The sequence below is a fragment of the Agromyces neolithicus genome (assembly GCF_039529735.1).
GTDB classification, from domain to species: Bacteria; Actinomycetota; Actinomycetes; order Actinomycetales; family Microbacteriaceae; genus Agromyces; species Agromyces neolithicus.
On record NZ_BAAANJ010000004.1, the window covers coordinates 295,223 to 319,930 of the forward strand.

The 24,708-nt window shown below is 68.4% G+C and carries 20 protein-coding genes; 5 read left to right on the plus strand and 15 right to left on the minus strand.

The window, feature by feature from the left end; genetic code table 11:
- Positions 1 to 174: 174 nt before the first annotated feature.
- The 5 genes from mmsB to ABD164_RS06890 form a co-directional block, all read right to left on the minus strand.
- A complete protein-coding gene (gene mmsB / locus ABD164_RS06870; RefSeq protein ID WP_344294786.1) occupies positions 175 to 1,419 on the minus strand; it encodes a multiple monosaccharide ABC transporter permease in 1,245 nt (414 codons plus the stop codon).
- A 30-nt stretch (positions 1,420 to 1,449) separates the two neighbouring features.
- Positions 1,450 to 2,979: a multiple monosaccharide ABC transporter ATP-binding protein gene (mmsA, locus tag ABD164_RS06875; protein ID WP_344294788.1), complete on the minus strand. Its 1,530-nt coding sequence runs from the start codon at positions 2,977 to 2,979 to the stop codon at positions 1,450 to 1,452.
- 87 nt (positions 2,980 to 3,066) lie between these two features.
- Positions 3,067 to 4,140 carry a multiple monosaccharide ABC transporter substrate-binding protein gene (chvE, locus tag ABD164_RS06880; RefSeq protein WP_344295080.1) on the minus strand — a complete coding sequence of 358 codons (1,074 nt, stop codon included), beginning with the start codon at positions 4,138 to 4,140 and terminating at the stop codon, positions 3,067 to 3,069.
- Positions 4,141 to 4,303: 163 nt separating this feature from the next.
- The gene (locus ABD164_RS06885; RefSeq protein ID WP_344294790.1) at positions 4,304 to 5,032 is read right to left on the minus strand and encodes an L-ribulose-5-phosphate 4-epimerase; all 729 of its coding nucleotides are present in this window, start codon (positions 5,030 to 5,032) and stop codon (positions 4,304 to 4,306) included.
- Between the two features lie 311 nt (positions 5,033 to 5,343).
- A complete protein-coding gene (locus ABD164_RS06890; protein WP_344294792.1) occupies positions 5,344 to 6,363 on the minus strand; it encodes a LacI family DNA-binding transcriptional regulator in 1,020 nt (339 codons plus the stop codon).
- Positions 6,364 to 6,576: 213 nt separating this feature from the next.
- On the opposite strand from ABD164_RS06890, the gene ABD164_RS06895 reads away from it, so the two are divergent.
- Positions 6,577 to 7,203: a hypothetical protein gene (locus ABD164_RS06895; RefSeq protein WP_344294794.1), complete on the plus strand. Its 627-nt coding sequence runs from the start codon at positions 6,577 to 6,579 to the stop codon at positions 7,201 to 7,203.
- A 27-nt stretch (positions 7,204 to 7,230) separates the two neighbouring features.
- Here the strand turns inward: ABD164_RS06895 and ABD164_RS06900 are convergent, their stop codons facing one another.
- From ABD164_RS06900 to ABD164_RS06925, 6 genes are all read right to left on the minus strand, one after another.
- A complete protein-coding gene (locus ABD164_RS06900; protein ID WP_344294796.1) occupies positions 7,231 to 8,619 on the minus strand; it encodes an MFS transporter in 1,389 nt (462 codons plus the stop codon).
- Positions 8,620 to 8,621: 2 nt separating this feature from the next.
- Positions 8,622 to 9,452: an aldo/keto reductase gene (locus ABD164_RS06905; RefSeq protein WP_344294797.1), complete on the minus strand. Its 831-nt coding sequence runs from the start codon at positions 9,450 to 9,452 to the stop codon at positions 8,622 to 8,624.
- Positions 9,453 to 9,496: 44 nt separating this feature from the next.
- Complete coding sequence (locus ABD164_RS06910; protein WP_344294798.1) at positions 9,497 to 10,432, minus strand: cyclase family protein; 936 nt, start codon at positions 10,430 to 10,432, stop codon at positions 9,497 to 9,499.
- On the minus strand, positions 10,429 to 11,763 hold the full coding sequence (locus ABD164_RS06915) for an APC family permease (protein WP_344294800.1): 1,335 nt from the start codon (positions 11,761 to 11,763) through the stop codon (positions 10,429 to 10,431). The genes ABD164_RS06910 and ABD164_RS06915 overlap by 4 nt, the downstream gene beginning before the upstream one ends.
- A gap of 296 nt (positions 11,764 to 12,059) precedes the next feature.
- Positions 12,060 to 13,226: a cystathionine gamma-synthase gene (locus ABD164_RS06920; protein ID WP_344294802.1), complete on the minus strand. Its 1,167-nt coding sequence runs from the start codon at positions 13,224 to 13,226 to the stop codon at positions 12,060 to 12,062.
- 40 nt (positions 13,227 to 13,266) lie between these two features.
- On the minus strand, positions 13,267 to 14,634 hold the full coding sequence (locus ABD164_RS06925) for a cystathionine beta-synthase (RefSeq protein WP_344294804.1): 1,368 nt from the start codon (positions 14,632 to 14,634) through the stop codon (positions 13,267 to 13,269).
- A gap of 313 nt (positions 14,635 to 14,947) precedes the next feature.
- On the opposite strand from ABD164_RS06925, the gene ABD164_RS06930 reads away from it, so the two are divergent.
- Together ABD164_RS06930 and ABD164_RS06935 are read left to right on the plus strand one after the other, a co-directional pair.
- Complete coding sequence (locus ABD164_RS06930; RefSeq protein WP_344294806.1) at positions 14,948 to 15,631, plus strand: thioredoxin-like domain-containing protein; 684 nt, start codon at positions 14,948 to 14,950, stop codon at positions 15,629 to 15,631.
- Positions 15,628 to 16,398 (plus strand): DUF305 domain-containing protein, encoded by a 771-nt coding sequence (locus ABD164_RS06935; protein WP_344294808.1) that lies wholly within the window; start codon positions 15,628 to 15,630, stop codon positions 16,396 to 16,398. The genes ABD164_RS06930 and ABD164_RS06935 overlap by 4 nt, the downstream gene beginning before the upstream one ends.
- A 206-nt stretch (positions 16,399 to 16,604) precedes the next feature.
- Here the strand turns inward: ABD164_RS06935 and ABD164_RS06940 are convergent, their stop codons facing one another.
- Complete coding sequence (locus ABD164_RS06940; protein WP_425545918.1) at positions 16,605 to 18,524, minus strand: ABC transporter ATP-binding protein; 1,920 nt, start codon at positions 18,522 to 18,524, stop codon at positions 16,605 to 16,607.
- 282 nt (positions 18,525 to 18,806) lie between these two features.
- On the opposite strand from ABD164_RS06940, the gene ABD164_RS06945 reads away from it, so the two are divergent.
- The gene (locus ABD164_RS06945; protein ID WP_344294812.1) at positions 18,807 to 19,652 is read left to right on the plus strand and encodes a DUF559 domain-containing protein; all 846 of its coding nucleotides are present in this window, start codon (positions 18,807 to 18,809) and stop codon (positions 19,650 to 19,652) included.
- Positions 19,653 to 19,837: 185 nt separating this feature from the next.
- Here ABD164_RS06945 and ABD164_RS06950 read toward each other — a convergent pair whose 3' ends face one another.
- The 3 genes from ABD164_RS06950 to ABD164_RS06960 all read right to left on the minus strand — a co-directional run bounded on the left by ABD164_RS06950 (position 19,838) and on the right by ABD164_RS06960 (position 23,293).
- A complete protein-coding gene (locus tag ABD164_RS06950) occupies positions 19,838 to 20,833 on the minus strand; it encodes a carbohydrate ABC transporter permease (RefSeq protein WP_344294814.1) in 996 nt (331 codons plus the stop codon).
- Complete coding sequence (locus ABD164_RS06955) at positions 20,830 to 21,798, minus strand: carbohydrate ABC transporter permease (protein ID WP_344294816.1); 969 nt, start codon at positions 21,796 to 21,798, stop codon at positions 20,830 to 20,832. Before ABD164_RS06955 ends, ABD164_RS06950 begins: the two co-directional genes overlap by 4 nt.
- A 130-nt stretch (positions 21,799 to 21,928) precedes the next feature.
- Positions 21,929 to 23,293 carry an ABC transporter substrate-binding protein gene (locus ABD164_RS06960; protein WP_344294818.1) on the minus strand — a complete coding sequence of 455 codons (1,365 nt, stop codon included), beginning with the start codon at positions 23,291 to 23,293 and terminating at the stop codon, positions 21,929 to 21,931.
- Positions 23,294 to 23,565: 272 nt separating this feature from the next.
- On the opposite strand from ABD164_RS06960, the gene ABD164_RS06965 reads away from it, so the two are divergent.
- A complete protein-coding gene (locus ABD164_RS06965; protein ID WP_344294820.1) occupies positions 23,566 to 24,588 on the plus strand; it encodes a LacI family DNA-binding transcriptional regulator in 1,023 nt (340 codons plus the stop codon).
- Positions 24,589 to 24,708 lie beyond the last annotated feature (120 nt).

Below are 24,708 nucleotides of genomic sequence, written 5' to 3' on the forward strand. Positions count from 1 at the left end.
AGGGACATCCGTCGCTTCAGATCTCGCCAATGCAGGAACTTCCGATCCCATTTGCGGCGTGCCGCCGCCGGCCGCCCGGCGTGTCGGCCGGTTCGTCCTGCATTCGCATCGGCGAACACGGCGACGGGCCCCGCCAGAGGCGGGAGCCCGTCGTCAGTCGCGCGGAGTGGCGGCTCAGTTGCCGCCCGAGCGGCGCTTGTTGTACACGTCGAACGCGACCGCGAGCAGCAGCACGAGGCCCTTGACGGCCTGCTGCCACTCGATGCCGATGCCCATGATCGACATGCCGTTGTTCAGCACGCCGATGATGAGGCCACCGATGATCGCGCCGCCGATCGTGCCGACACCGCCCTGCACCGCCGCACCGCCGATGAAGGCCGCCGAGATCGCCTCGAGCTCGAACCCGTCACCCGCCTTCGGGCCGGCGAGGTTCAGGCGCGCCGTGAAGATGAGGCCGGCGAGCGCGGCGAGCACACCCATGTTGACGAACAGCCAGAAGTCGACGCGACGCGTCTTGATGCCCGACAGCTCGGCCGCGTGACGGTTGCCGCCGATGGCGTAGATGTGGCGGCCGAACACGGTGCGGTTCATGACGATGCCGTAGACCAGCACGAGCACCGCGAGGATGATGAGCGTGATCGGGATGCCCTTGTACGAGGCGAGCGAGTAGGCGAAGAACCCGATCGCGACCGACACGAGCACGAGCTTGGTGATGAACCACGCCATGGGCTCGACCTCTTGGCCGTACTTCTGGCGGCCCCGGCGCGTGCGCACCTGTTGCACGATGAGGATGACGATCGCGAGTGCGCCGATGCCCAGCGTCAGTGGATCGACTTCGAACTCACCGAACACGTCGGTGAGGAACCCGTTGCCGAGCGCGCGGTACTCGGCGGGGAACGAGCCGATGTTCTGGTTGCCCAGCACCACGAGCGCGAGGCCGCGGAAGATGAGCATGCCCGCCAGCGTCACGATGAAGGCGGGGATTCCGACGTACGCGATCCAGAAACCCTGCCAGACGCCGACGAGGGCGCCGATGCCGAGCGACAGGATGACGGCGAGCCACCATGGCAGTCCCCACGACACCGCGAAGACCCCCGAGCAGGCGCCGACGAAGGCCGCGACCGAGCCGACCGAGAGGTCGATGTGGCCGGCGATGATGACCATCACCATGCCGATCGCGAGCACGAGGATGTAGCCGTTCTGCACGATCAGGTTCGAGATGTTCTGCGGCCGCAGCAGGATGCCGTCGGTGAGAATGGCGAACAGCACGACGACCGCGATGAGCGCGATGAAGATGCCGTTCTTTCCGAGGTCGGCCAGGATGTGGCTCAAGCGGTCGGTGAGCTTGTTCTCGGTGGGGTTGACGTTGCCCCCGCCGACGCGCGCTTCCTCGATGGTGGGGGGATTCGGGTTCGACATGGTGTCTCCTGGGGTTTCCGCGAGCGCCGGCTAGCGGGGCTTTTCCATGGTCATGAGCTTGAGCATCGCCTCGGGGTTCGCGTCGGCGATGGGGAGTTCGCCGGTGATGCGACCCTCTGAGAGGGCGTACACGCGGTCGGAGATGCCAAGAAGCTCGGGCAGCTCCGACGAGATGACGATGATGCCTTTGCCCTGGGCGGCGAGCCGGTTGATGATGGAGTAGATCTCATATTTCGCACCCACGTCGATGCCGCGGGTGGGCTCATCGAGGATGAGCACCTCGGGATCCGAGTAGATCCACTTCGACAGCACGACCTTCTGCTGGTTGCCGCCCGACAGCTTGCCGGTCTTCACGAGCACGTTCGGCGCCTTGATGTTCATCGAGGTGCGGTACTCGTTCGCGACCTTGTACTCCTCGTTGTCGTGCACGAGTCCGTATTTCTCGAGCTTCTTCAGCGAGGCCATCGAGATGTTGCGCTTGATGTCCTCGATGAGGTTGAGGCCGTAGGTCTTGCGATCTTCAGTGGCGTAGGCGATGCCGTGCTCGATCGCCTCGGCGACCGTGCGCGTCTTGATCTCCTTGCCGCGCAGGAACACGCGGCCCGAGATCCTCGATCCGTACGACTGGCCGAACAGGCTCATCGCGAACTCGGTGCGCCCCGCGCCCATGAGTCCGGCGATGCCGACGATCTCGCCGGCCCGCACGTTCAGGTTCACGTGGTCGACCACCACGCGCGACGTGTCTTGGGGGTGGTGTGCGGTCCAGTCCTCGACGCGCAGCAGCTCGTCACCGATGTGGGGCGTGTGGTCGGGGTAGCGGTGCTCGAGGTCGCGACCGACCATGTCCTTGATGATGCGGTCTTCGGTGACCTCGGTCTTCGCGATGGTCTCGATGGTCTTGCCGTCACGGATGACGGTGACCGAGTCTGCGACCTTCTTGATCTCGTTCAGCTTGTGGCTGATGATGATCGACGTGATGCCCTGCCCCTTGAGGTGCAGGATCAGGTTGAGCAGGTGATCGGAGTCCTCGTCATTGAGGGCGGCGGTCGGCTCATCGAGAATGAGCAGCTTCACCTCTTTCGAGAGCGCCTTCGCGATCTCGACGAGCTGCTGCTTGCCGACGCCGATGTCCATGATCCTGGTGGTCGGGTTCTCGCGCAGGCCGACCCGGGCCAGCAGCTTCGACGCCTCGAAGTTGGTCTTGTTCCAGTCGATGAGGCCGCCGCGGCCCTTCAGTTCGTTATTGAGGAAGATGTTCTCGGCGATCGAGAGGTAGGGGCTGAGTGCCAGCTCCTGGTGGATGATGACGATGCCCTTGGCCTCACTGTCGGTGAGGTCCTTGAACTCGACCGTCTCGTTCTCGAAGACGATGTCGCCGGTGTAGGTGCCGTGCGGGTACACGCCCGAGAGCACCTTCATGAGGGTCGATTTGCCGGCGCCGTTCTCGCCGCAGATCGCGTGCACTTCGCCGCGCGCGACCGAGAGGTTGACGTTCGCGAGGGCCTTCACGCCCGGGAATGTCTTCGTGATGCCGCGCATCTCGAGAATGTCAGTGGTCATCGTTGCTCCTGCTTCGTTGCCGAGTGACGGGGCCTGCCGGTGGGGAGAGCGTAGTCCCCCCACCGGCCGGTCACGATGGTCGACCTACTAGCCGTTGATCTCTTCTTCGGTCCAGTAGCCGGTGTCGACGAGGGTCTCGGTGATGTTGTCCTTGACGACGATCTGCGACTCGAGCAGGTACGACGGAACGGTCTTCACGCCGTTGTCGTAGTCCTTCGTGTTGTTGACCTCGGGCTCTTCGCCGTTCAGGATCGCCGAGGCCATGTCGACCGCAACGGCCGCGAGTTCACGCGTGTCCTTGAAGATGGTGGCGAACTGCTCGCCCGAGTTGATCGCCTTGACCGAGTCGAGCTCGGCGTCCTGGCCCGAGATGATCGGCCAGCCCTCGCCGACCGAGTAGCCCGCGTCGGTGAGCGCCGAGATGATGCCGCGCGACAGGCCGTCGTAGGGCGAGAGCACCGCGTTGACCGTCGAGCCGTCGGAGTACGTCGAGGTGAGGATGTTCTCCATGCGCTCCTGCGCGACCTCGCCGTCCCAGCGCAGGATGGCGGCCTGCTCGAAGTCGGTCTGACCCGACTTCACGACGAGGGTGCCCGCGTCGATGTACGGCTGCAGCGTGTCGATCGCACCGTTCCAGAAGAACGTGGCGTTGTTGTCGTCGGGCGAACCGGCGAACAGCTCGATGTTGAACGGCCCGGCGGGAGCGTCGGCCGCTTCCGCACCCTCGAGGTCGGTCAGGCCGAGGCCGTAGAGCAGCGAGGTCGCCTGCTGCACGCCGACGACGTAGTTGTCGAACGACGCGTAGTAGTCGACGTTCTCGGAGTCGCGGATGAGGCGGTCGTACGCGATCACGGGGATGTCGGCGTCGGCCGCGTCCTGCAGCACCTGCGTGAGCGTGGTGCCGTCGATCGACGCGATGATGAGCGCCTCGGCGCCCTTCGTGATCATGTTCTCGATCTGCGAGACCTGGGTGGGAATGTCGTCCTCGGCATACTGCAGGTCGACCTTGAAGCCCTGCTCCTCGAGCTGCTCCTTGACGGCGTCGCCGTCCTGGATCCAGCGCTCCGAGCTCTTGGTCGGCATCGCGACGCCGATGAGGCCGCCGTCGCTGCCTCCCTCGCCACCGGCGGCGTTGCCCGAGCACGCGGCGAGCGCGAGCATCGAGCCGGCCGCGAGTGTCGCGAGAAGCACCTTCTTCGTATTCTTCACGGTGTTTCCTTTCACTGTGTCAATCGATTGGACGTCGTTGTCTTGGTGACCGTCGGAGCCGGCTGCGTCCATGCCAGCCGCCTCCCCTCGCCGACCGCTCTCGCGATCGCAAGCCTCATCTGGATCTCTTGTTCATCGTCGGGACGGCCACGGCGGCCTGCCCGTAGACGTTCTGGTAGCGCTGGTGGAGGGCATCGATCGCCTCTTGCGGGATCGGCACCAGCGGGCCGGCCTCGCGAGCGAGATGCACCGTGCGGGCGACGTCTTCGACCATGACTGCGGCCTTGACCGCGTCCTTCGGGGATGCGCCGATCGTGAACGGGCCGTGGTTCTGCATGAGCACCGCCCGCGAGCGGTGCCCGGTGAGCGTCTCGACGATGCCGCGGCCGATCGAGTCGTCGCCGATGATCGCGAACGGGCCGACCGGGATCGGCCCGCCGAACTCGTCGGCCATCGCTGTGATCACGCACGGGATCTCTTCGCCTCGTGCCGCCCACGCGGTCGCGTAGGTCGAATGAGTGTGTACGACGCCGCCGACCTCGGGCATGTTCCGGTACACGTAGGCGTGCGCGGCGGTGTCTGACGAGGGGCTGAGCACGGCGCCCGGGGTGCCCTCGATGACGTTGCCGTCGAGGTCGCACAGGATCATGTTCTCGGGCGCGAGCTCGTCGTACGACACGCCAGACGGCTTGATCACGAACAGGTCGGCACCGGGAACGCGACCCGATACATTGCCGCCCGTCCAGACGACGAGGCCGTAGCGCGTCAGCTCGGCGTGCAGTCGTGCCACCTCGGCACGCACTCGCGCCACGGCGACCTCGACCTGCGGTCCGAAGGTGCTCATGCGGCAACCGCCCCGGCAACGAGACCCGCTCCTCGACCGGCGCACTGGTGATCGTGCGGCAGCGGTGCAGCGGTGGTCGGCACGTGGGACTCCTTCGTCGAGGGGCGGTATCGCGCCTGTTCCGGGTCTCAATGTGACCGTTCACATGGCGAGCACCATGTTAGCCACAGGGCGGAACCGGATGTCAACCCGAGAAGGTAACGGAACGGTAACGGGACGTCGCGGAGAGATGACGAGCCGGCCGAGGGCCGTCTGACGAAGGCCGCCGGCAGACGTCGCCGGGCAGACCTCGCCCGGCGAAACCCCGCCGGTCAGAACGCGGGCCGTCCGGTCGATCCGCGAACGATGAGCTCGGGCGCGATCGTGCTGTGGTGTTCGATCGCCGCCGGGTCGATGTCGCCGAGCAGCAGCGCCACACAGCGGCGGCCGAGTTCGGCGAAGTCCTGACGCACCGTCGTGAGCGGCGGCCAGAAGTGCGCGGCCTCGGGGATGTCGTCGAAGCCGATGATCGACACGTCGCGAGGCACGTCGAGGCCCGCGTCACGGACCGCGTGCATGACGCCGAGCGCCATCTGGTCGTTCGAGGCGAAGATCGCCGTGAAGTCACGTACGGTCAGCAGTTCGCGGCCGGCGTGATATCCGAAGTCGGCCGTCCAGTCGCCGAGGATCGGTGCCGTCGTCGGCACGTCCTGTTCGCTCATCTCATCGAGGAATCCGCGCATCCTCGCTTCGGCCTCGATCCAGTCCTGTGGCCCGGTCAGGTGGTAGATCGCCCGATGCCCCTGCTCGATCAGGTGCCGGGTGGCCATGCGGGCGCCCGCGATCTGGTCGACCGACAGCGCGCGCACCGGATCGTCGCCCGTGGACTGCAGGGTGACGATCGGCACGTCGATCGACATCTCAGCGAGCGTCTCGAGCACCCGCACCTGGGGGGCGATCACGACGAGACCCTCGATGCGCTGCGCCGCGAGGTGGGCGAGCGCGTCGGCGATCGACGCGGCATCGGTCGATTCGAGACTCGCCGTGCTGATCCAGTACCCCGAGGCCCGCGCCGCCGTCTCGATCGCGGCGATGCTCGATGCAGGGCCGTACTGCTCGCTCGACGCCGAGAGGATTCCGATGATGCGCGAGCGGCTCGTGACCAGGGCACGCGCCGCCCGGTTGGGCTTGTACTGCAGCTCGGCCATCACATCGAGCACACGCTGCTTCGTCTCGGGTCGAATGCTCGGATGATGGTTCAACACCCGCGACACCGTCTGGTGCGAGACACCCGCGAGGCGGGCGACGTCGCGAATGCTCGGCGCGCGCGTGCGCTGCGTTTCCCCCGGCACTGTCACTGGCGACCTTCGATCACGGTTTCGGCATGTTCACGGTCACACACGCCGGCGACTCCATTATGCACAGCACGCGAGGGAATGTGACAGTCACACATGTGACGGTCACATCGAGTGAACGGGCAGCGGATGTCTCGTGGTCGGACCCGTCGCGGTATCGTGCTGCCATCGCACCGCCCGGTGCCACAGCGTCAACCTCGAAAGGCCACGATGGCCGACTTCATGCACGAACTCCCGCTCAGCTGGCGCCCCCGGCGCGACGAATCCGACGTCACGGGCGACTGGCGCGACGCCGTGGCCGAGGTCATCGACGTCGCGGCGACGCAACTCGACGCGGCCGAGGTGGGCGCCGCCACGCGCGAGTGGCTCGCGACCGACTTCTTGCGCGCCGCAAGCTCGCGGCGGCTGATGTTCGCCAAGGCGGACGCCGAACCCGTTGCCGACACCGAGCCCGAAGCCGGCGCCGCGGCCGACGCACCCCCTGCGAGCCCGGCCGATCGCCTTCGCGCCGCAGCGGTCACGGCGCACACCGCCCGAACCGTGCCGGTTCGGGTGCTCTCACGCGCGGTCGCCGCCTACCTGACCCTCGCACGGGAGATCGGGGCGACGCCGACGCTGGCGCCGCGCACGAGCGGCGCGGTCGCCCTGTACCTGGCCGCGAAGGCGCCGACGCCGATTCGCGCCGTCATCAGTGGGCATACCCTGCGCGCCCCCGACGCCGACTGGGACTTCGGCCGCGGCCCCGTACTCGAGGCCGACGCGGTGCCGATGCTCGAGTTCCTGCTCGGGCGCAGCGTCACGGCACCGCGGCCCGCACCGCCGGCGAGCGCCACGTAGAGCGCCTCGCCACGAGGCATCCGGGATTCAGACACCGGAGGAAGCGTCGGCACGCGGCCGCACGCGCGGCGCGAGCACCACTGCGACGAATGCGATCACGACGGTCACCGCGAAGTCGGCGGTGAACGCGCCCCCGACGACAGCGCTCGACACGAGCGCGGTGACCGCGAGCGCGACCGCCGCGCCGAGCGACTCACCGATCGAGAGGGCCGCACTGTTGAATCCCTGTGCCGACACGGCCGAGAGGCCGAGCACCGCGACCGAGAACCGCGGGTACATGAACCCCATCGCGGCGCCCGCGAGCGTCCACGCGACGAACGCGATGATCGGATTGAGCGTGAAGGCCGCCACTGCGAGCACGACGACGAGCGACGCGGCGAGCAGACCGGCACCGATCTGCACGGCTTGCGTGTTCGAGACGCGGTCGCCGAGCCGCCCCTGCAACCACGATGCGACGGCCCACGAGACGCCCGCACCCGTGAGCACCGCCCCCGCGAGGCTCGGCGAGAACTCGTAGCGCTCGATGAACAGGTAGGGCAGGTAGATCTCGCTGCCGAAGAACGCGCCGGCGACGATGAGCCGCAGCAGCACCGTGGCCGGCAGGCCGCGCGCGGCGCGAAGGGTGCCCGCGGGCATGAGCGGCCGCGCCGCCACGACGACGAGCGCGATCGATACACCGGCGATGATCCACCGCCACGGTTCGGCGAACTCCTTCGACAGCGAGAGCGAAAGCGCGGCGGCGGCCGTGAGCACCGACCAGCCGACCCGGCCGGGACTCCACTGCACCGCCCCGTCGCCCTGCACCTGGTCGCGCACCCGCATGATCGGCGGCAGCATCATGCCGGCCGCGGGCACGAGCAGCCCGATGACGCCGAGGAACACCCAGTGCCAGCTGAACGTCTCGGCGACGACGCCGGCGAGCGCAGGCCCGATGATCGACGGAATGACCCATGCCGCCGCGAATCCCGCGAATACGCGGGCGCGCAACTGCTCGGGGTAGACCCGCGCGACGATGACGTACAGCGGCACGATCACCGCCGCGCCCGAGAGACCGTGCACGAATCGGCCGACGATGAACACGACCATGTCGGTCGCGGTGCCCGCGATCACGAGCCCGATGACGAAGAGCACCGCCGAGGTGATGAGCGACGGCAAGGGCCCGGCGCGGTCGGTCCAGTTGCCGGCGATGACCATGCCGATGATGCCCGCGGCGAGCGGCACCGCGAACGCGAGCGCGAAGGCCGCTTCGCCGTCGAGGTCGTCGGCGACGAGGGGCATGATCGTGGTCACCGCCATCGCCTCGAAGGCGGCGAGGAAGATGATCGAGAACATGCCGATCGAGAGCCATCGGTAGGGCAGCGAGAGCACGCCCTTCGCGTGCGGCGGCGCGACGAGATCCGGCCGTGCGACTGGCATCGTCAGAACTCCTCGTGCGTGTCGGGGTCGCCGCCCCACAACCGCCCGCGCGCGAGCGCAGAGATCGCGTCGACCTCTTCGACCGGGAGCGTGAAGCCGAACACGTCGAAGTTCGAGCGCCGGCGCGCGGCGTCAGACGACTTCGGAATCGGCACCGCACCGAGGTCGACGTGCCAGCGCAGCACCACCTGCGCCGGCGTGACGCCATGGGCGGCGGCGAGCTCGACGATCACCGGCTCCTGCAGCAGGTCGCTGCGCTTGGCCAGCGGGCTCCAGCTCATCGTGCGGATCTCGTGTTCGTCGTGGAATGCCCGCAGCTGCGCCTGCGGGAAGTACGGATGCAGCTCGACCTGGTTGACCACCGGCACGACACTCGTCTCGTCGACGAGCCTCGTGAGCATCTCGGCGGTGAAGTTCGACACCCCGATCGAGCGCACCAGGCCCTTCTCGCGCAGCGAGATCATCGCGCGCCAGCTGTCGACGTACTTGTCGACGCGCGGCAGCGGCCAGTGGATGAGGTACAGGTCGACCCAGTCGAGGTCGAGGTTCTTGCGCGACTGCTCGAAGCTCGCGATGGTCTCGTCGAAGCCGTGGTGGCGCCCGGGCAGTTTCGTGGTGATGAACAGGTCGCTGCGGTCGACGTCGGTGCGCCGGATGGCCTCGCCGACCGCTTCTTCGTTGCCGTAGTTGAACGCGGTGTCGAGCAGCCGATACCCGTCGGCGATCGAGGTGGTGATCGCATCGATGCCCGCCTGGTCGTCGAGCCCGTACGTGCCGAGTCCGATCGCCGGAATCGAGTTGCCGTCACGGAGCGCATAGGCGGGAGTGGTCATCTGTCCATCCTCACGTACGAGGCCGACGGATGCCACACCCCCACTCACGACGGCGGCAGCCGCGCGAAGGCCCGCACGGGGAACGTTCCGAACCCGGCGACGCGCGGCGGCACTGCCGTGAACCGCGCCCCGCGCACCGGAACCCGGTCGAGGGCGGTCAGGTGCTCGACGACGTGGATGCCCGCGGCGAGCAGGATCGAGTGCGCGGGCCTGGTGCCGCCCGACTCGGTGTCGTCGATGTTGAGCGAGTCGATGCCGACGATCGCGACACCCGCGTCGGCGAGGTGCTGCGCGCCCGCCTCGGTGAGGAACGGCGAGCCGTGCGCATACTCGGGCCGGCCGAAGTGGCCGCTCCAGCCGGTGTGCAACAGCACAGCGGTGCCTGCGAGGTCGCGGTCGAGGAACACCTCGGCGGGAATGCCGCGCCCCGCGGCATCCGTCAATCGGAACACCTCGGCGGGCACGTCGACGAGCGTCTCGAGCGGAAGGCTCGCGAGGTCGCCGCCATCGGCGTAGCGGTGGAACGGACTGTCGAGGTAGGTGCCCGTGTTTCCCGCCATGGTGATGATGTCGATTTCGAACTCGGTTCCCTGCGCGTAGTGCTCGCGCGACGCCTCGCGCGTGAGGTGCGGGCTGATCGTCGGCGCGGGAATGCCCGGGTAGGTCACCAGCCCCGCCGCGATCTCGTGGCTGAGATCGACCAGTTCGCCGCGCGGCGGGCGGGCGTCGGATGCCCCGGCGAGGCTGTCGGTCGCATCGATCACGCCGCGCGAGCCGCGGTGCAGTTCTTCGACGATCTCGAGATTCGACAGCGTGACGCTGCCGACGAGGGCCAGCCCGAGGTGCCGCACGAGGAGCTCGCCGATCTCGCCCTCGGTCAGCTCGTCCGACGGCAGGTCGAGACGGAACGCCTCGGCATGAAGAGCTCCTCCGTTCACGAAGGCGATCTCGGCGTCGAAGTGGGCCCGGTGTTCGGTCATTCGGGTGCTCCTGTGGTTCGTCGGGACCGGATGCGCCGAACCACCGTGACCGTGACCGCGGCGGCGGCGAGCACGAGGGGAACGACGAGGTTCGCCCAGGCGAGCACGAGCAGCCCGGCTGTGAGCACCGTCGCGACGACGGCGAGCCACCACCCGAAGCTGAAGCGGCGCAGCAGCAACGTCGCCGCGAGCATGCCGACGGCGTAGATCGCGACCATGTTGCTCGTGTGAATGAGGATGAAGCCGGTGAGATCGAGGTCGTTCAGCAGCATGAGCCCGAAATAGACGAGCACGAGCACCCCGGTGAGCGCGAGCGCCCGGCGCGGCACCTCGCCGTCGGCCGCGCCCTTGGAGAAGAACCGGGGCAGGTCGCCGTCGCGTCCGAGCGCGGCCCCGAGCTTGCCGAAGGCAGGCAGGTAGGCGTTCATCACGCCGAGCGTGACGATCGCGGCGATGATCGCGACGAACACCGGCCCGATCCCGGGCGCGGTGGTCTCGACGAGATCGAGCAGCGGCACCTGCCCCTCGCCCGCCCGATCGCCGAGCACCGCGACGGTGACGAACTGCAGTGCCAGGTAGCCGGCGCCGACGACCACGACCGCGATCGCTGTCGCGAGCGGAATGGTGCGTCGCGGGTTGCGGAACTCGCCGGCGATGTGGGTGCCCACCTCCCATCCGGCGAATGCCCACACGAACAGGCTGATCGCGACCCCGACTCCCGCCCAGCCGTTCGGCAGGAACGGCTCGAAGTTCGACGCCTCGACCGCCGGGAACGTCACCGCGACCACGGTCACGACCACGGTGATGAGCAGGCCGGTGAGCACGAACTGCACCCAGCCGGCGACGCGAACGCCGAACCAGTTGGCGATGAACGGCGGCACGAAGACCGCGAAGCCGATGATGGGCACCGCCGCGCGGTCGACGCCGAGCACCGCGACCACGTACTCGCCGCCGAGCACCGCGAGCACGGGAGCCCCGACGCAGACCCCGAAGTAGAACCAGTAGCCGGCCATGCGGGCGGCCGTGCCGCCGAGCGCGCGGCGCACGTAGCTCGCGACCCCGCCCGCGTCGGGGTAGCGCGCGGCAAGGGCCGCGAACGTGCCGGCGAGCGGGATCGAGAGCACGAGCACCGCGGCCACCGCGACGATCGACGCCGGCCCTGCGGCCGCTGCCGCGAGCCCGGGAAGCACGAGGATGCCGGTGCCGAGCACGCTCGCGATATAGAGCGCGGTTCCCTGCCCGAGTCCGAGCGTGCCATGGTGCACGCCGTCGGCGGTCGTCGCCGCCACGTCGGCTGTGGCGGTGGTGGGCGCTGGCCTGGTCGAAGTCACTCGCTCATTCTGCGGCATCCCACCAGCGTGCGCGGTTGGCAGCAGTGACTCTATTCATCAAGATCCTGCCAGTTTCGCCCCTCCGCGCCGCGGGCGCGCTCCCCCACCCAGGCCTCAGGTCGCGCGGGAGCAAGGTTCACCGGCGGGAGCAACCACCGGAGGTTGCTCCCGCCGCACAAAGTTGCTCCCACGGGCGCGGCGGGCGGGCGCGGCGGGCGGGCGCGGCGGGCAAAGCAGACGGGCGCGCGACGAGAGCGCGCGGGAGGAGCGGCGAGGGGCGAAACGAGCGGATGCCGCTACAGGCGCTCGAGGGTCTGATCGATGTCGGCCAGCAGGTCGTCGACGTCTTCGATGCCGACCGAGAGCCGTACGATCGACTCCGGCACCTCGGCCTCGGTTCCCTTCACCGACGCGTGGGTCATCTCGGACGGGTAGTTGACGAGCGACTCGACCCCGCCGAGCGACTCGGCGAGCTGGAACAGCTCGGTCGACTCCGCGAACCGGCGTGCCGCCGCGGCCCCGCCTGCGAGCGCGATCGACAGCATGCCGCCGAAGCCCGACATCTGCCGGCCGGCGAGCTCGTGGCCGGGGTGCGACTCGAGGCCGGGGTAGTAGACGCGTTCGATGCCGTCGTGCTCTTCGAGGCGACGGGCGATCGCGAGTGCATTCTGGCTGTGTCGCTGCATGCGGATGCCGAGCGTCTTGATGCCCCGCGACGTGAGGAACGCGTCGAACGGCCCTGACACCGCGCCCGCCGCGAACTGGGTGAATTTCACCCGCTCGGCAACCTCGGCATGCTCATCGCCGGCGCCGAACACGAGGGCGCCGCCGACGACGTCGGAGTGCCCGCCGAGGTACTTCGTCGTCGAGTGCACGACGACGTCGGCGCCGAGCTCGAGCGGCTGCTGCAGGGCGGGCGACGCGAACGTGTTGTCGACCACCACGAGGGCCCCGGCCTCGTTGCCGAGTTCGGCGAGCGCGGCGATGTCGCTGATCTTCATGAGCGGGTTCGACGGCGTCTCGACCCACAGCACCTTGGTGGTGCCGAGTTCGATCGCCGCGCGCACCGCGTCGAGGTCGCTCGTGTCGACCGTCGAATGCCGCACGCCCCAATCGCCGAAGATGCGGCGGATCAGCCGATGCGTTCCGCCGTAGACGTCGTTGCCGATGACGACGTGGTCGCCCGGCACCAGCACGGTGCGCAGCAGTGCGTCTTCAGCGGCGAGGCCCGAGGCGAAGGAGAGCGCCGAGGCTCCGCCCTCGAGTGCGGCGAGTTGCGTCTCGAGCGCCGTGCGGGTGGGGTTGCCGCCGCGGGAGTACTCGTACCCGCCGCGCAGGCCCCCGATGCCGTCCTGCACGTAGGTCGAGGTCGCGTAGATCGGCGGGATGACCGCGCCGGTCGTGGGGTCGAACTGCTGCCCGGCGTGGATCGCGCGGGTGTCGAATCGTGCGTCGCTGTTCATGGTCTCGTTCTCTTCCGGGTGCGTCGGGCTGGGCCGTGCGTCAGGCCGACAGGTAGGTCAGCAGGTCGGTGCGGGTGATGACGCCGAGCGCCTTGCCGCCGTCGGTGACGAGCATCGCGGGCGCGTCGGCGAACGCGGTGCGAGCGGATGCCACGGGCTCGGTCACCCCGATGAGCGGCAGCGATTCGCCGACCACGCCGGCGACCTCGTCGGTGAGCTTGACCTGCCCCGAGAACACCAGCTCGAGCAGCTGCTCTTCATGCAGGGCCCCCACGACCTCGCCGAGCACGACCGGCGGCTCGGCCGAGAGCACGAGCAACTGCGACACGCCGGTTTCGGTCATGCGGTCGATCGCCTCGCGCACGGTGTCGTTCGGATGCACGAAGACGAGCGGCTCGGTGCGGCCGGCCTTGGCCGAGAGGATGTCGGCGATCGTGTGCCCGGCGGGCGCATTGCCGAAACCGTAGGCGCGCATCCACTTGTCGTTGAAGATCTTGCCCAGGTAGCCGCGGCCGCCGTCGGGTAGCAGCACGACGAACACGTCGTCGGGGCCGGCGGATGCCGCAGCCTTGAGTGCGGCCACGACGGCCATGCCGCTCGACCCGCCGACGAGAATGCCCTCTTCGCGGGCGAGCCGGCGCGTCATCGCGAACGACTCGGCGTCGCTGACCTCGATGATCTCGTGCGGCACCGCGGGGTCGTAGGCGCCAGGCCAGAAGTCTTCGCCGACGCCCTCGACGAAGTAGGGGCGGCCCGTGCCGCCCGAGTAGACCGAGCCCTCGGGGTCGGCACCGATGATGCGCACGGTGTCGCCCGAGACCTCACGCAGGTAGCGGCCGGTGCCCGTGATGGTGCCGCCCGTGCCGACGCCCGCCACGAAATGCGTGACCTTGCCCTCGGTGTCGCGCCAGATCTCGGGTCCGGTGGTCTCGTAGTGCGAGCGCGGGCCGTTGGGGTTCTCGTACTGGTTCGGCTTGAAGGCGCCGGGGATCTCGCGGGCGAGCCGGTCGGAGACGCCGTAGTACGACTCGGGGCTGTCGGGCGCCACCGCGGTGGGCGTCACGACGACCTCGGCGCCGTACGCGGTGAGCACGTTGCGCTTGTCTTCGCCGACCTTGTCGGGGCACACGAAGATGCAGCGGTAGCCGCGCTGCAGCGCCACCAGCGCGAGGCCCACGCCCGTGTTGCCCGACGTCGGCTCGACGATCGTGCCGCCCGGCTTGAGCAGCCCATCGCGCTCGGCGGCGTCGATGATGCGCCCGGCGATGCGGTCTTTCGACGAGCCGCCCGGGTTCAGGTATTCGAGCTTCACCAGCACCGTGGCATCTGTCACACCCTCGGTCACTCGATTGAGCTTGACCAGCGGGGTGTTGCCGACGAGATCGACGATATTCTCTGCGTACTTCATGCCGTGTTCATTCCTTGTGTCAGTGCGTCTGCTGCGCCGGATGCGATGCGCGACGCTGTAGAGGGGGTCGTCTGTCTCAGCGACGACAACACAGCAGCGAGGAGTTCACGCGCCCAGCCTAGCCGGAACGCGCACCGCGCTGCGGGGCGGTTACGGGCACCGGATCGGGGCCGAGGGTATCGACAACTCCGTTCGTGACGCAGAATCGTAGGAGCGGAATGCGGGCACGCGACTGAGCGTTCTCCCAGCTGCATACGTTCGTATTGAACATGACGTCGTTCGATCGACCCCGTCCACCGAAAGAGGCCCACGCGTGAGCGCGACCCCGCCCGTACCCCCCACCAAGGCGAAGAAGCCGACCGTCAAAGAGCAGCGCGCCGCCGAGCGCCAGCGCAAGCTCGAGGAGTTCCGCCGCCGCGAGGCGAAGTCGCGGCGCAACCGGCGCATCGCGATCTGGGGCGGTGCGGTGGCCGCGGCCGTCGTCGTCGGCCTGCTCATCACGTCGATCGTGCTCACGCCGCAGGCGGCCAAGTACACCGCGGGCGGCGAGGGCGCAACGGTCGAGGGCGTCGAGACGTTCGAGAATGGTGCCGGCCACGTCGAGGGCGTCGTCGATTACGCGCAGACCCCGCCCGCCGGCGGCGAGCACAACCCCGCGTGGCTCAATTGCGGCGTCTACGACCAGCCGGTGCCCAACGAGAACGCGGTGCACTCGCTCGAGCACGGGGCAGTCTGGGTCACCTACGACCCGAGCCTCAGCGACGCCGACCTCGAGACCTTGAAGTCGAAGCTGCCCTCGACGTACATCGTGCTCTCGCCGTTCGACGACCTGCCCTCGCCGATCGTGCTCAGCGCCTGGAACTCGCAACTGCAGGTCGACGCGGCCGACGACCCGCGCATCCCCGAGTTCCTCGAGGAGTACTGGCAGAGCCAGAACGTGCCCGAGCCCGGCGCGCTCTGCACGGGCGCGGTCGACGCGCCCGGCAAGATCTCGTGACCGACGGGCGCGAGTACGACCCTGCCGGTGATACAACCGACGCCCGCGCGATGAGCGACGAGCACCACGAAGCGCACGGGCACCACCGCATGAGCCGCGGCGCCCGCATCGCGGTCATCGTCGCGGCGGCCGTGGCCGTCGTGCTCGTCGCGGTCGCTGCGTTCTCGATCGGCCGACTGTCGACGCTCGCCGAACCCACTCCCACCACCACGAGCGCCGAGGCGGGATTCGCCCGCGACATGCAGGTGCACCACCAGCAGGGGGTCGAGCTCGCGATGATCATCCGCGACCTCACCGACGACCCCGACGTGCGACTGCTCGGGTACGACATCGCGACGACGCAAGCGCAGCAGGCCGGGCAGATGTACGGATGGCTCGCCGAGTGGAACCTCTTGCAGGCGGGCTCCGAGCCGTCGATGACCTGGATGACCCGCCCCGCCGAGCCCGGTGCCGGCCATGCCACGCACGACGGCGACAGCGACGGCTCGCACACGACGCACACACCCGGTGAACCGATGCCGGGGCTTGCGACATCCGAGCAGATCGAAGAGCTGAGGGGTCTCGAGGGCACGGCCGCCGAGGTGATGTTCCTCGAGTTGATGATCGCGCACCACCAGGGCGCGGTCGAGATGGCTGAAGCGGCGCTCGAGCGCTCGTCGAACGACGTGGTCGTCGACCTCTCGAACTCGATCGTCGCGAGCCAGCAGGCCGAGATCGACCTCATGAACGACATGCTCGTCGAGCGCGGCGCCTCGCGGGTCGAGTAGCCCACCGGTCGAGTAGCGAGCGCAGCCCACCACCGGTCGAGTAGCGAGCGCAGCCCACCGCCGGTCGAGGAGCGATCGCAGCCCACCGCCGGTCGAGTAGCGAGCGCAGCCCACCGCCGGTCGAGTAGCGAGCGCAGCGAACGTATCGAGACCCCGTGGTCTCGATACGGCCCCGGCGGGCCTACTCGACCGACGGATCGGCGGGCCTACTCGACAGACGGGAGCTCGAGCACCGGGCGTTGCTCCTGCTGGCGATAGAGCGAGGCGTACACGCCTTCGGCGCCGACGAGCTCGGCGTGCGTGCCCTGCTCGACGACGCGGCCCGCGACGATGACGAAGATCACGTCGGCCGCGACCACCGTCGACAGCCGATGCGCGATCGCGATCGTCGTGCGGCCGCGTGCGGCGTCGTCGAGCGCCTCTTGCACCACCCGCTCTGAGATCGTGTCGAGCGCGCTCGTGGCCTCGTCGAGCACGAGCACCGCCGGGTCTTTCAGCAGCACCCGCGCGATCGCGATGCGCTGCTTCTCGCCACCCGAGAGCCGGTAGCCGCGCTCACCGACGACCGTGGCGTACCCCTCGGGGAACGACGCGACCGTCTCGTGGATGTTCGCCGCCCGCGCCGCCGCCTCGAGTTCGGCATCGGTCGCGTCGGGGCGGGCGTAGCGCAGGTTCTCGGCGATCGTCGCGTGGAAGAGGTAGGTCTCTTGACTGACGATGCCGATGTGCGACATGAGCGACTCCTGGCTGAGCTCGCGCACATCGTCGCCGGCGAAGCGCACCTCGCCCGATGACGCCTCGTAGAGGCGCGGCACGAGGTACGAGACCGTGGTCTTGCCGGCCCCGCTGGGGCCGACGAAGGCCGCGAACTGACCTGGCTCGATCGTGAAGCTCACGTCGTCGAGGGTCGGACGCGAATCGCCGTCGGCGTCGGGGTACCGGAATGACACCCGATCGAATTCCACCCGCCCGAGAGTGCCGTCGGTGGGCACCTGGCGCGCGCCCGGGGCATCCGATATCGCGGGCTTCAGGTCGAGGTACTCGAAGATCCGCGCGAACAGCGCGCTCGAGGTCTGCAGGTCGAGCGCCACGCGCATGAGTCCCATGAGCGGGAACAGCAGGCGCGCCTGCACGGTGGTGAACGCGACGATGGTTCCGGCGGTGACATCCGCAGATCCGCCTGCGATCAGCCAGCCGGCGACCAGGTAGACGATCGCGGGGATCGACGACATGAAGATGTTCACCATCGCGAAGAACCACTGGCCGGTCATCTGCTGGCGCACCTGCAGGCCGATCTGGTTCTGGTTCTCATCGGCGTAGCGCTCGATCTCGCTGCGCTGCCGAGTGAAGCTCTTCGACAGCAGAATGCCCGACACGCTCAGCGTCTCCTGCGTGATCGCCGTCATCTCGGACAGCGACTCTTGCGTCTTGCCCGCGATGCGCGCACGCACCTGCCCCACGCGTCGCTGCGCGATGACCATGAACGGCATCAGCACGAGCGCGATGATCGTGAGCTGCCAGTTGAGCAGCAGCATCGCGATGAACGCCGAGATCACCGTGACCGTGTTGCCGAGCACGCTCGACACCGTGTTCGTGAGCACGCTCGCGACGCCGCCGACGTCGTTCTGCAGGCGCGACTGGATCACGCCCGTCTTCGTGCGGGTGAAGAAGCTGAGCTCCATGGCCTGAAGGTGCGTGAAGAGCCGCACGCGCAGCGTGCCCATGACCTTGTTGCCGATGTTCGCCGTGAGCCACGTCTGCCACACGCCGAGCAGCGCCGACACGATGAACACGCCGATCATCGCGAGCACGAGCGTCGTCAGCACCGGAAGGTTCGGGCCGGATGTCGCTCCACTCGCATCGACCGGGAAGAGCCCGTCGTCGAACGCCCGCTGCGTGAGCAGCGGCGGGATGATGGCGAGCGCAGCGCCCACGAGTACGAGCACGACCGTGGTGATGAGTGCGAGCTTGTGCGCCGCGAACAGCTCGGCGATGCGGGCCAGCAGGTGCGGAATCTTCGGTGCCTCGGCGTTCTCGGCGCGCTGCGCGGCTTCGTCGGCCGACGCGATGCGGGTGCGCCCCTTGCCGTATCGGCCCGCCTGCCCGCCCGGCGCGCCCCCGTGCATGCTCATGGGTTTCAGCCTAGGCCGGTCCTCTGGCGCCGCGGCCGGGCCGCGCTTCGCAACTGCCCCGTGCGCAATTCAGGTGCGGAGGTGTGTCGCCGCCACTCCAGCCGGCGTGTCGCCGCGACACGCCGCCTCCGCACCTGAATTGCGCACGGGGGCGGGGGGGGGTGGCGCTGGGGGTGGGGCGGCGACTCGTCCTCGACAGCTTGCGTGCGGCCTCGATGCCCCACATCGCGATCGTCAACGGGCATCGGATGTCCCGGGAGCGACTATCCCGGAGGGGTGGCCCTGCTCATCCCCGTACTCCGTCGACTCGATGGCGTCGCCGAGACGCGCGAACTCCGTGCCCGCGGCATCCGGTCAACCCAATTGGCAGCCGCAGTCGCCGGAGGCGACGTGCTGCGAGTGCGTCGCGGGTGGTATGCCCTTCCGACGACACCTGACGACCTCGTCGAAGCCGTTCGCGTAGGCGGGCGACTGGCTTGCGTCTCGGCCGCCGCCCACTACGGTTGGGCCACGCCCGAACGCCACGGAGTCCACGTGTGCGTCGCCGAGAATGCCGCCCGCCTGCGCAGGCCGCAGGTCGACCCCGAGTTCGCCGGTCTGCGTGGAGGAACGGTCGTGCACTGGGGGTCACCCGAACCTCGGCCGAGGCGACCCCGACTCATCACCTCGAGGTTCGAAACCGTCGTGCATTCGGTCGGCTGCCTGGACCCCGAGCACGCCGTCGCCATGCTCGACTCGTTCCTGCACACCGAGCCCAGACTCTCGATCGAGCTCGAGGAGTGGCTCACGGCGCTGCCGGCCCACATCCTCGATCGCCTCGCCTCACGGTCGGAGCTGTGCGAGAGCTTTCTCGAGACCATCGGGCGCATCCGCCTCGAGCGTGCCGGCATCGTCGGAACCCATCAAGTCGAGATCGAGGGTGTCGGACGAGTCGACCTCGTCATCGACGGCCGGATCGTCATCGAATGGGACGGCAAGCAGCACGAGAAGACGCGGGAAGAGGACTCCCGTCGCGACGCTCTCCTCACCGCCATGGGGTATCACGTGTTGAGGTTCACGTATCGACTCGTGATGGACGAGTGGCACATCGTCATCGCCGCAGTCCGCGCTGCCCTCGCCTGAGCCGGCGGAGCCTCTGCTTTCGGGCGACGCGGCGCCGCGTCATCCGTTCGCAATTCAGGTGCGCGCACGGCGTGTCGCCGCGACACGCCGCCCCCTGCGGGCGCGACACACCTCCGCACCTGAATTGCGTACGAGAGCCTGCGCGAGGACACGGGCGCCGGGCGTGGGACGAGAGGCCCGCCGGGCTAACCCTTCGTGGCGCCCGCCAGCAGCCCGCGCACGAAGTACCGCTGCAGGGCGAAGAACACGATGAGCGGGATGATGATCGAGATGAAGGCCGCGGCGGTCAGCAACTGCCAGTCCTGGCCCCTCGTGCCGACCAACTCGGCCAGGCGCTGGGTGATCGGCGCGACGTCTTGCGTGCCGCCCGAGAAGATGAGCGCGACGAGCAGGTCGTTCCACACCCAGATGAACTGGAAGATCGCGAACGACGCGAGCGCCGGGGTCGCGAGTGGCAGCACGATCCGGAAGAAGATCTGCCCGTGCGTCGCCCCGTCGACCTTCGCCGCTTCGATGACATCGGCCGGGATGTCGGAGATGAAGTTGTGCAGCAGGAAGATCGCGAGCGGCAGTCCGAACATCGTGTGTGCGAGCCAGAGCGGCAGGTAGTTCTGCTCGGGGATGATCGGCACGATGTCGTGCAACCACGCCTGCATCGGCCGGAGCCAGGTCGAGAAGATCTGCAGCACCGGCACGAGCGACATCTGCAGGGGAACGATCTGCAGGGCGAACACGAAGATGAACAGCCAGTTCACCCACTTGAACTTGATCCACGCGAATGCATAGGCCGCCATCGCCGCGAAGGTCAACGTGATCAAGGTGGCCAACAGGGTGATCGCGACCGAGTTCACGATGTAGGCGCCGAGTTGCGGTGACGACCTCGACGTCGAGAAGAGCACGCTGGCGTAGTTGTCGAGCGTGAAGCCGGGGTTCTGGAAGATCGTCCACCAGCCGGTCGTGCGAATGAGCTCGGCAGGGCGGAACGACGAGACGAGCAGGCCGAACGTGGGGATCGTCCAGACCACGGCGATGACGAGCGCCGCGATTGTCGCCGTGCGCGAAGTGAGGCGTTTCTTGACGCGCCCGACCTTGGTGCCGGGCTCACGCTCGGCGATCTCGGCGGCCTCGCCATCGGCGAGCTCCTTGCCGATCGGGAGGTCGGCGGGGGCGACGCTGCTCATCGGATCTCCCTCTGCTTGCGAAGCACATTGACGTTGTAGATGATGATCGGCAGGACCATCACGAACAGGATCAGCGCAAGGGCTGACCCCCGCCCCACCTCACTGGCGCGGAAGGCCTGGGTGTACATCTCGTTCGCGACGACGCTGGTCTCGAAGTTGCCCGCCGTCATCGTTCGCACGATGTCGAACACCTTCAGCGTGGCGATCGAGATCGTCGTGAATACCACGACGAGCGCCCCCCGGATGCCCGGGACCGTCACATTCCTGAAGCGTTGCCACCCGTTCGTTCCGTCGAGCTGCGCGGCCTCGATCTGCTCGGTGGGAATGCCCTTGATGGCGGCGCTGAGCAGCACCATCGCGAATCCGGTCTGCACCCAGATCATGATGACGATCAACAGGATCGTGTTGATCGGATCGGTCTGCATCCACTGCACCGGTTCACCGCCGAAAGCGACGACGATCGCGTTCAGCAGGCCGATCTGCTCGCGATCGCCCGAGCGATACTCGTAGACGAAGCGCCAGATGACACTCGCGCCGACGAACGAGATCGCGATCGGCATGAACACGAGCACCTTGTAGTACTTCTCACCGCGCGACCGGTCGATGAACACGGCGTAGGCGAGCCCGATCACCGTCGAGACGATCGGCGCGATCGCCACCCAGATGACCGTGTTGATGAGCGTGCGGATGGCCGAGGGCTGCGTGAACATCCAGATGAAGTTGTCGAGGCTCCAGGCGCCCGAGCGGTCTTGGAACGCGAGGAGGCTCGTGCGAATGGCGGGATAGACCAGGCCGACCACGACGAACAGCATCGCAGGGAGCAGGAACAGCGCGAGCTGCCAGTAGTCGCGGCCCTTCTTCGGCGCCTTGTCGATGAAGAAGACGAGCAGGCCGACGACCGCGGCGAACACGGCCAGGCCCATCACCACCTGAAGGATCTTGCCGAGGAGATCGGCCGTGGTCATCGTGCCTCCCGATGTTCTTCATTGAAACAGGGCCGTCGGTGAATCCGGGGTGACAAGGGGCGGGGTTTGGAAGCCCCGCCCCTCGATCATGCCCCGTGATGGGGGCGCGTCGCACGCGGCGCGCGGAGCGCTAGCTGGCCGGCCAGCTGGCCTCGATCGTGTCGAGCACCTGCGGGGTGCTCTGACCGCCGACCCAGGAGACGATGCCCTTCCAGAAGGAATCGGCGCCTACGGCACCGGGCATCAAGTCGGAGCCGTCGAACCGGAACGTGGTCTCGGGATCTTGCAGGATCTCGATGGACTGCACGAGCAGCTCGCTCGACGCAACCTCGGGGTCGACGCCCTTGTTCGCGCTGATGACTCCGCCGAGGCCCACCCGGTTGTTCGCCCAGGTGTCGCTCGACAGGTAGTGGCGGAACGCCTCGACCTCTTCGGCCTCGCGGAACGCGACCACGATCTCGCCGCCGCCGGTCACCGACAGCGGGTCGTCGGCGTTCTCGGGCGGGAGCAGGAAGCCGAACACCGTTCCGTCGGAGGCCACGGTGTTCGCGTCGCCACCCTCGGGGTTCCAGAACGTCTCGTAGAACGACGCCTGGTGGTGCAGCGAGCACTCGCCGTCGAGGATCGGCAGACCGCCGGTCTGGAAGGCCTCGGTGACGAGCGTCGACACATCGCCGATGCCGCCGTTGACCATCTCTTCGTTCTTCAGGTACTCGCCGACGGCGTCGAACGCCTCAGCGACCTGCGGGTCGTTGAACGGGATCTCGTGAGCCACCCACTGGTCGTACACATCGGCGCCGTGCAGGCGCAGCATGTAGTCCTCGACCCAGTCGGTGCCCGGCCAGCCGGTGGCGTCACCGGACTCGAGGCCGACGCACCACGGTTTGTGGTCGCCCTCGGCCGCGATGGTCTCGGACAGCTCCGTGAGTTCGTCGAGCGTCTTCGGGATCTCGTAGCCCTTCTCTTCGAACTCGGCCGGCGAGTACCAGACGTAGCCCTTGATGCTCGCCATGAGCGGAGCACCGTAGAACACGCCGTCGGCGGTGCCGGTGCCGTACGTCTTCCAGTCTTCAGACCAGAACTCGTCGGTGTTCGCCTCGACGGGCTCGGAAGCCGGGATCAGCCAGCCACCTGCGGCGAGGCGGTTCATCAGGCCCGGCTGCGGGACGATGCCGACGTCGGGCGCGTTGCCGCCCTCGGCGAGCACCGCGATCTGCGCCTCGAACTCGCTCGAGCCCTGGTAGTCGACGGTGATGCCCGTGCACGTCTCGAAGTCGGCCCACGACTCGACGAGCCGATCGGCCTCGAGGTCGAGGATGGTGCCGCCGACCGTGACCTCGGCACCGTCGAAGGTGCCGTACTCCTCGTAGGGGCCGCAGTCGACGTCGCCGGCTTCTTCGTTCGCGATGTCTCCCGTACAGGCGGTGAGTGCCAGGCCGACGGCCGCGGCCACCGCCGCGGGAGCCAGCCAACGGCGATGCCGTGTGAGTCTCATGTCATCTCCTCGTTGAGGTTGAGTGTGGTGCAGGAGGAAAGCCGGGAACCGGTTCCAGCACCCACGCTAGGACAGGTGCACGGGCGACCACAAGGGAACGCAGATCACGAAACGGGAACCATGAGCGGATGCCTCTTCTACGGGTGGAGAGCGCTCCCATGGCGGGAGACGCCCGGTGGGGGGCATCCGATTCACATACTGGAATCGGTTCCATCTCGGTGGTCGCAGCCACTATGCTCAGCACCGGAACTGCCCGATGGAGGGAGTTGCTGATGGCCGCGATCGGCGACGTGGCACGGCTGGCCGGGGTCTCGAAGGCCACGGCGTCGCGCGCCCTCTCGGGTCGCGGGCACGTCGCCGACGCCACCCGCCGCCGCGTCGAGGCCGCGGCCGCCGAGATCGGCTACATCGCATCGCCCGCCGCCGCGAGCCTCGTCACGGGACGCACCATGAACGTCGGCGTCGTGATCCCATTCGTCAACCGCTGGTTCTTCGGCGAGGTGCTCGAGGGCATCGAGCAGGCGCTGCTCGCGGCGGGCTACGACCTGACGCTCTACAACGTGGGCTCGGCGGGCCTGGACCGCGACCGGGTCTTCGACTTCTTCCTCGCCCGCAAGCGGGTCGACGCGGTGATCGCGGTCGGCGTCGATCTCACTGAGCGCGAGACGGCCTCGCTCGACCGCCGCGAGAAGCCGCTCGTGAGCCTCGGGGGCAGCGGAACCGGCGGCGCGCTGCTCTCGATCGACGATCGCGCGGTCGGTGCCCTTGCGACCGAGCACCTGCTGCACCTCGGTCACACCCGCATCGCGCACCTCGCCGGTGAGGGCGCGTCGACGCACCCGGAGAGCGTGCACGGATGCCGCCGCGAGGGGTACCTCGAGGCGATGGCCGCCGCGGGCCTCGCGTCCGAGGCCGATGCGCACATCGTCGAGACCGCGATGAGCATGCCCGGCGGGTACACCGGCGCCCTGCAGTTGCTCGGGCACCCCGGGCGACGGCCGTCGGCCGTGTTCGCTGCCTCCGACGAAATGGCGTTCGGCGCCATCCGTGCGGCCGAGCGACTCGGTCTCGCGGTGCCCGGCGACCTGTCGGTCATCGGCGTCGACGGACACGAGTACGCCGAGATGTTCGGCCTCACGACGATCGAGCAGTACCCCGGTGAACAGGGGCGTCTCGCGGTCGACGTCGTGCTGCACCTGCTCGGGGAAGACGTCGTTGCAGATCCTCTGCCCGACTCGGGCGCGCCGCTGCCCACGCGCCTGGTGGTGCGCTCGACGACGGCCGCGCTGCGCTGAAGCACTCTGGCGCCGAGCGGCGGTGCCCCGCTGAGAACGACGGATGCCCCGTGGCTCGAGACGAGCCACGGGGCATCCGTGTATTCAGGTGACGCAGGTCACCTCAAGCTGCACGCGCCC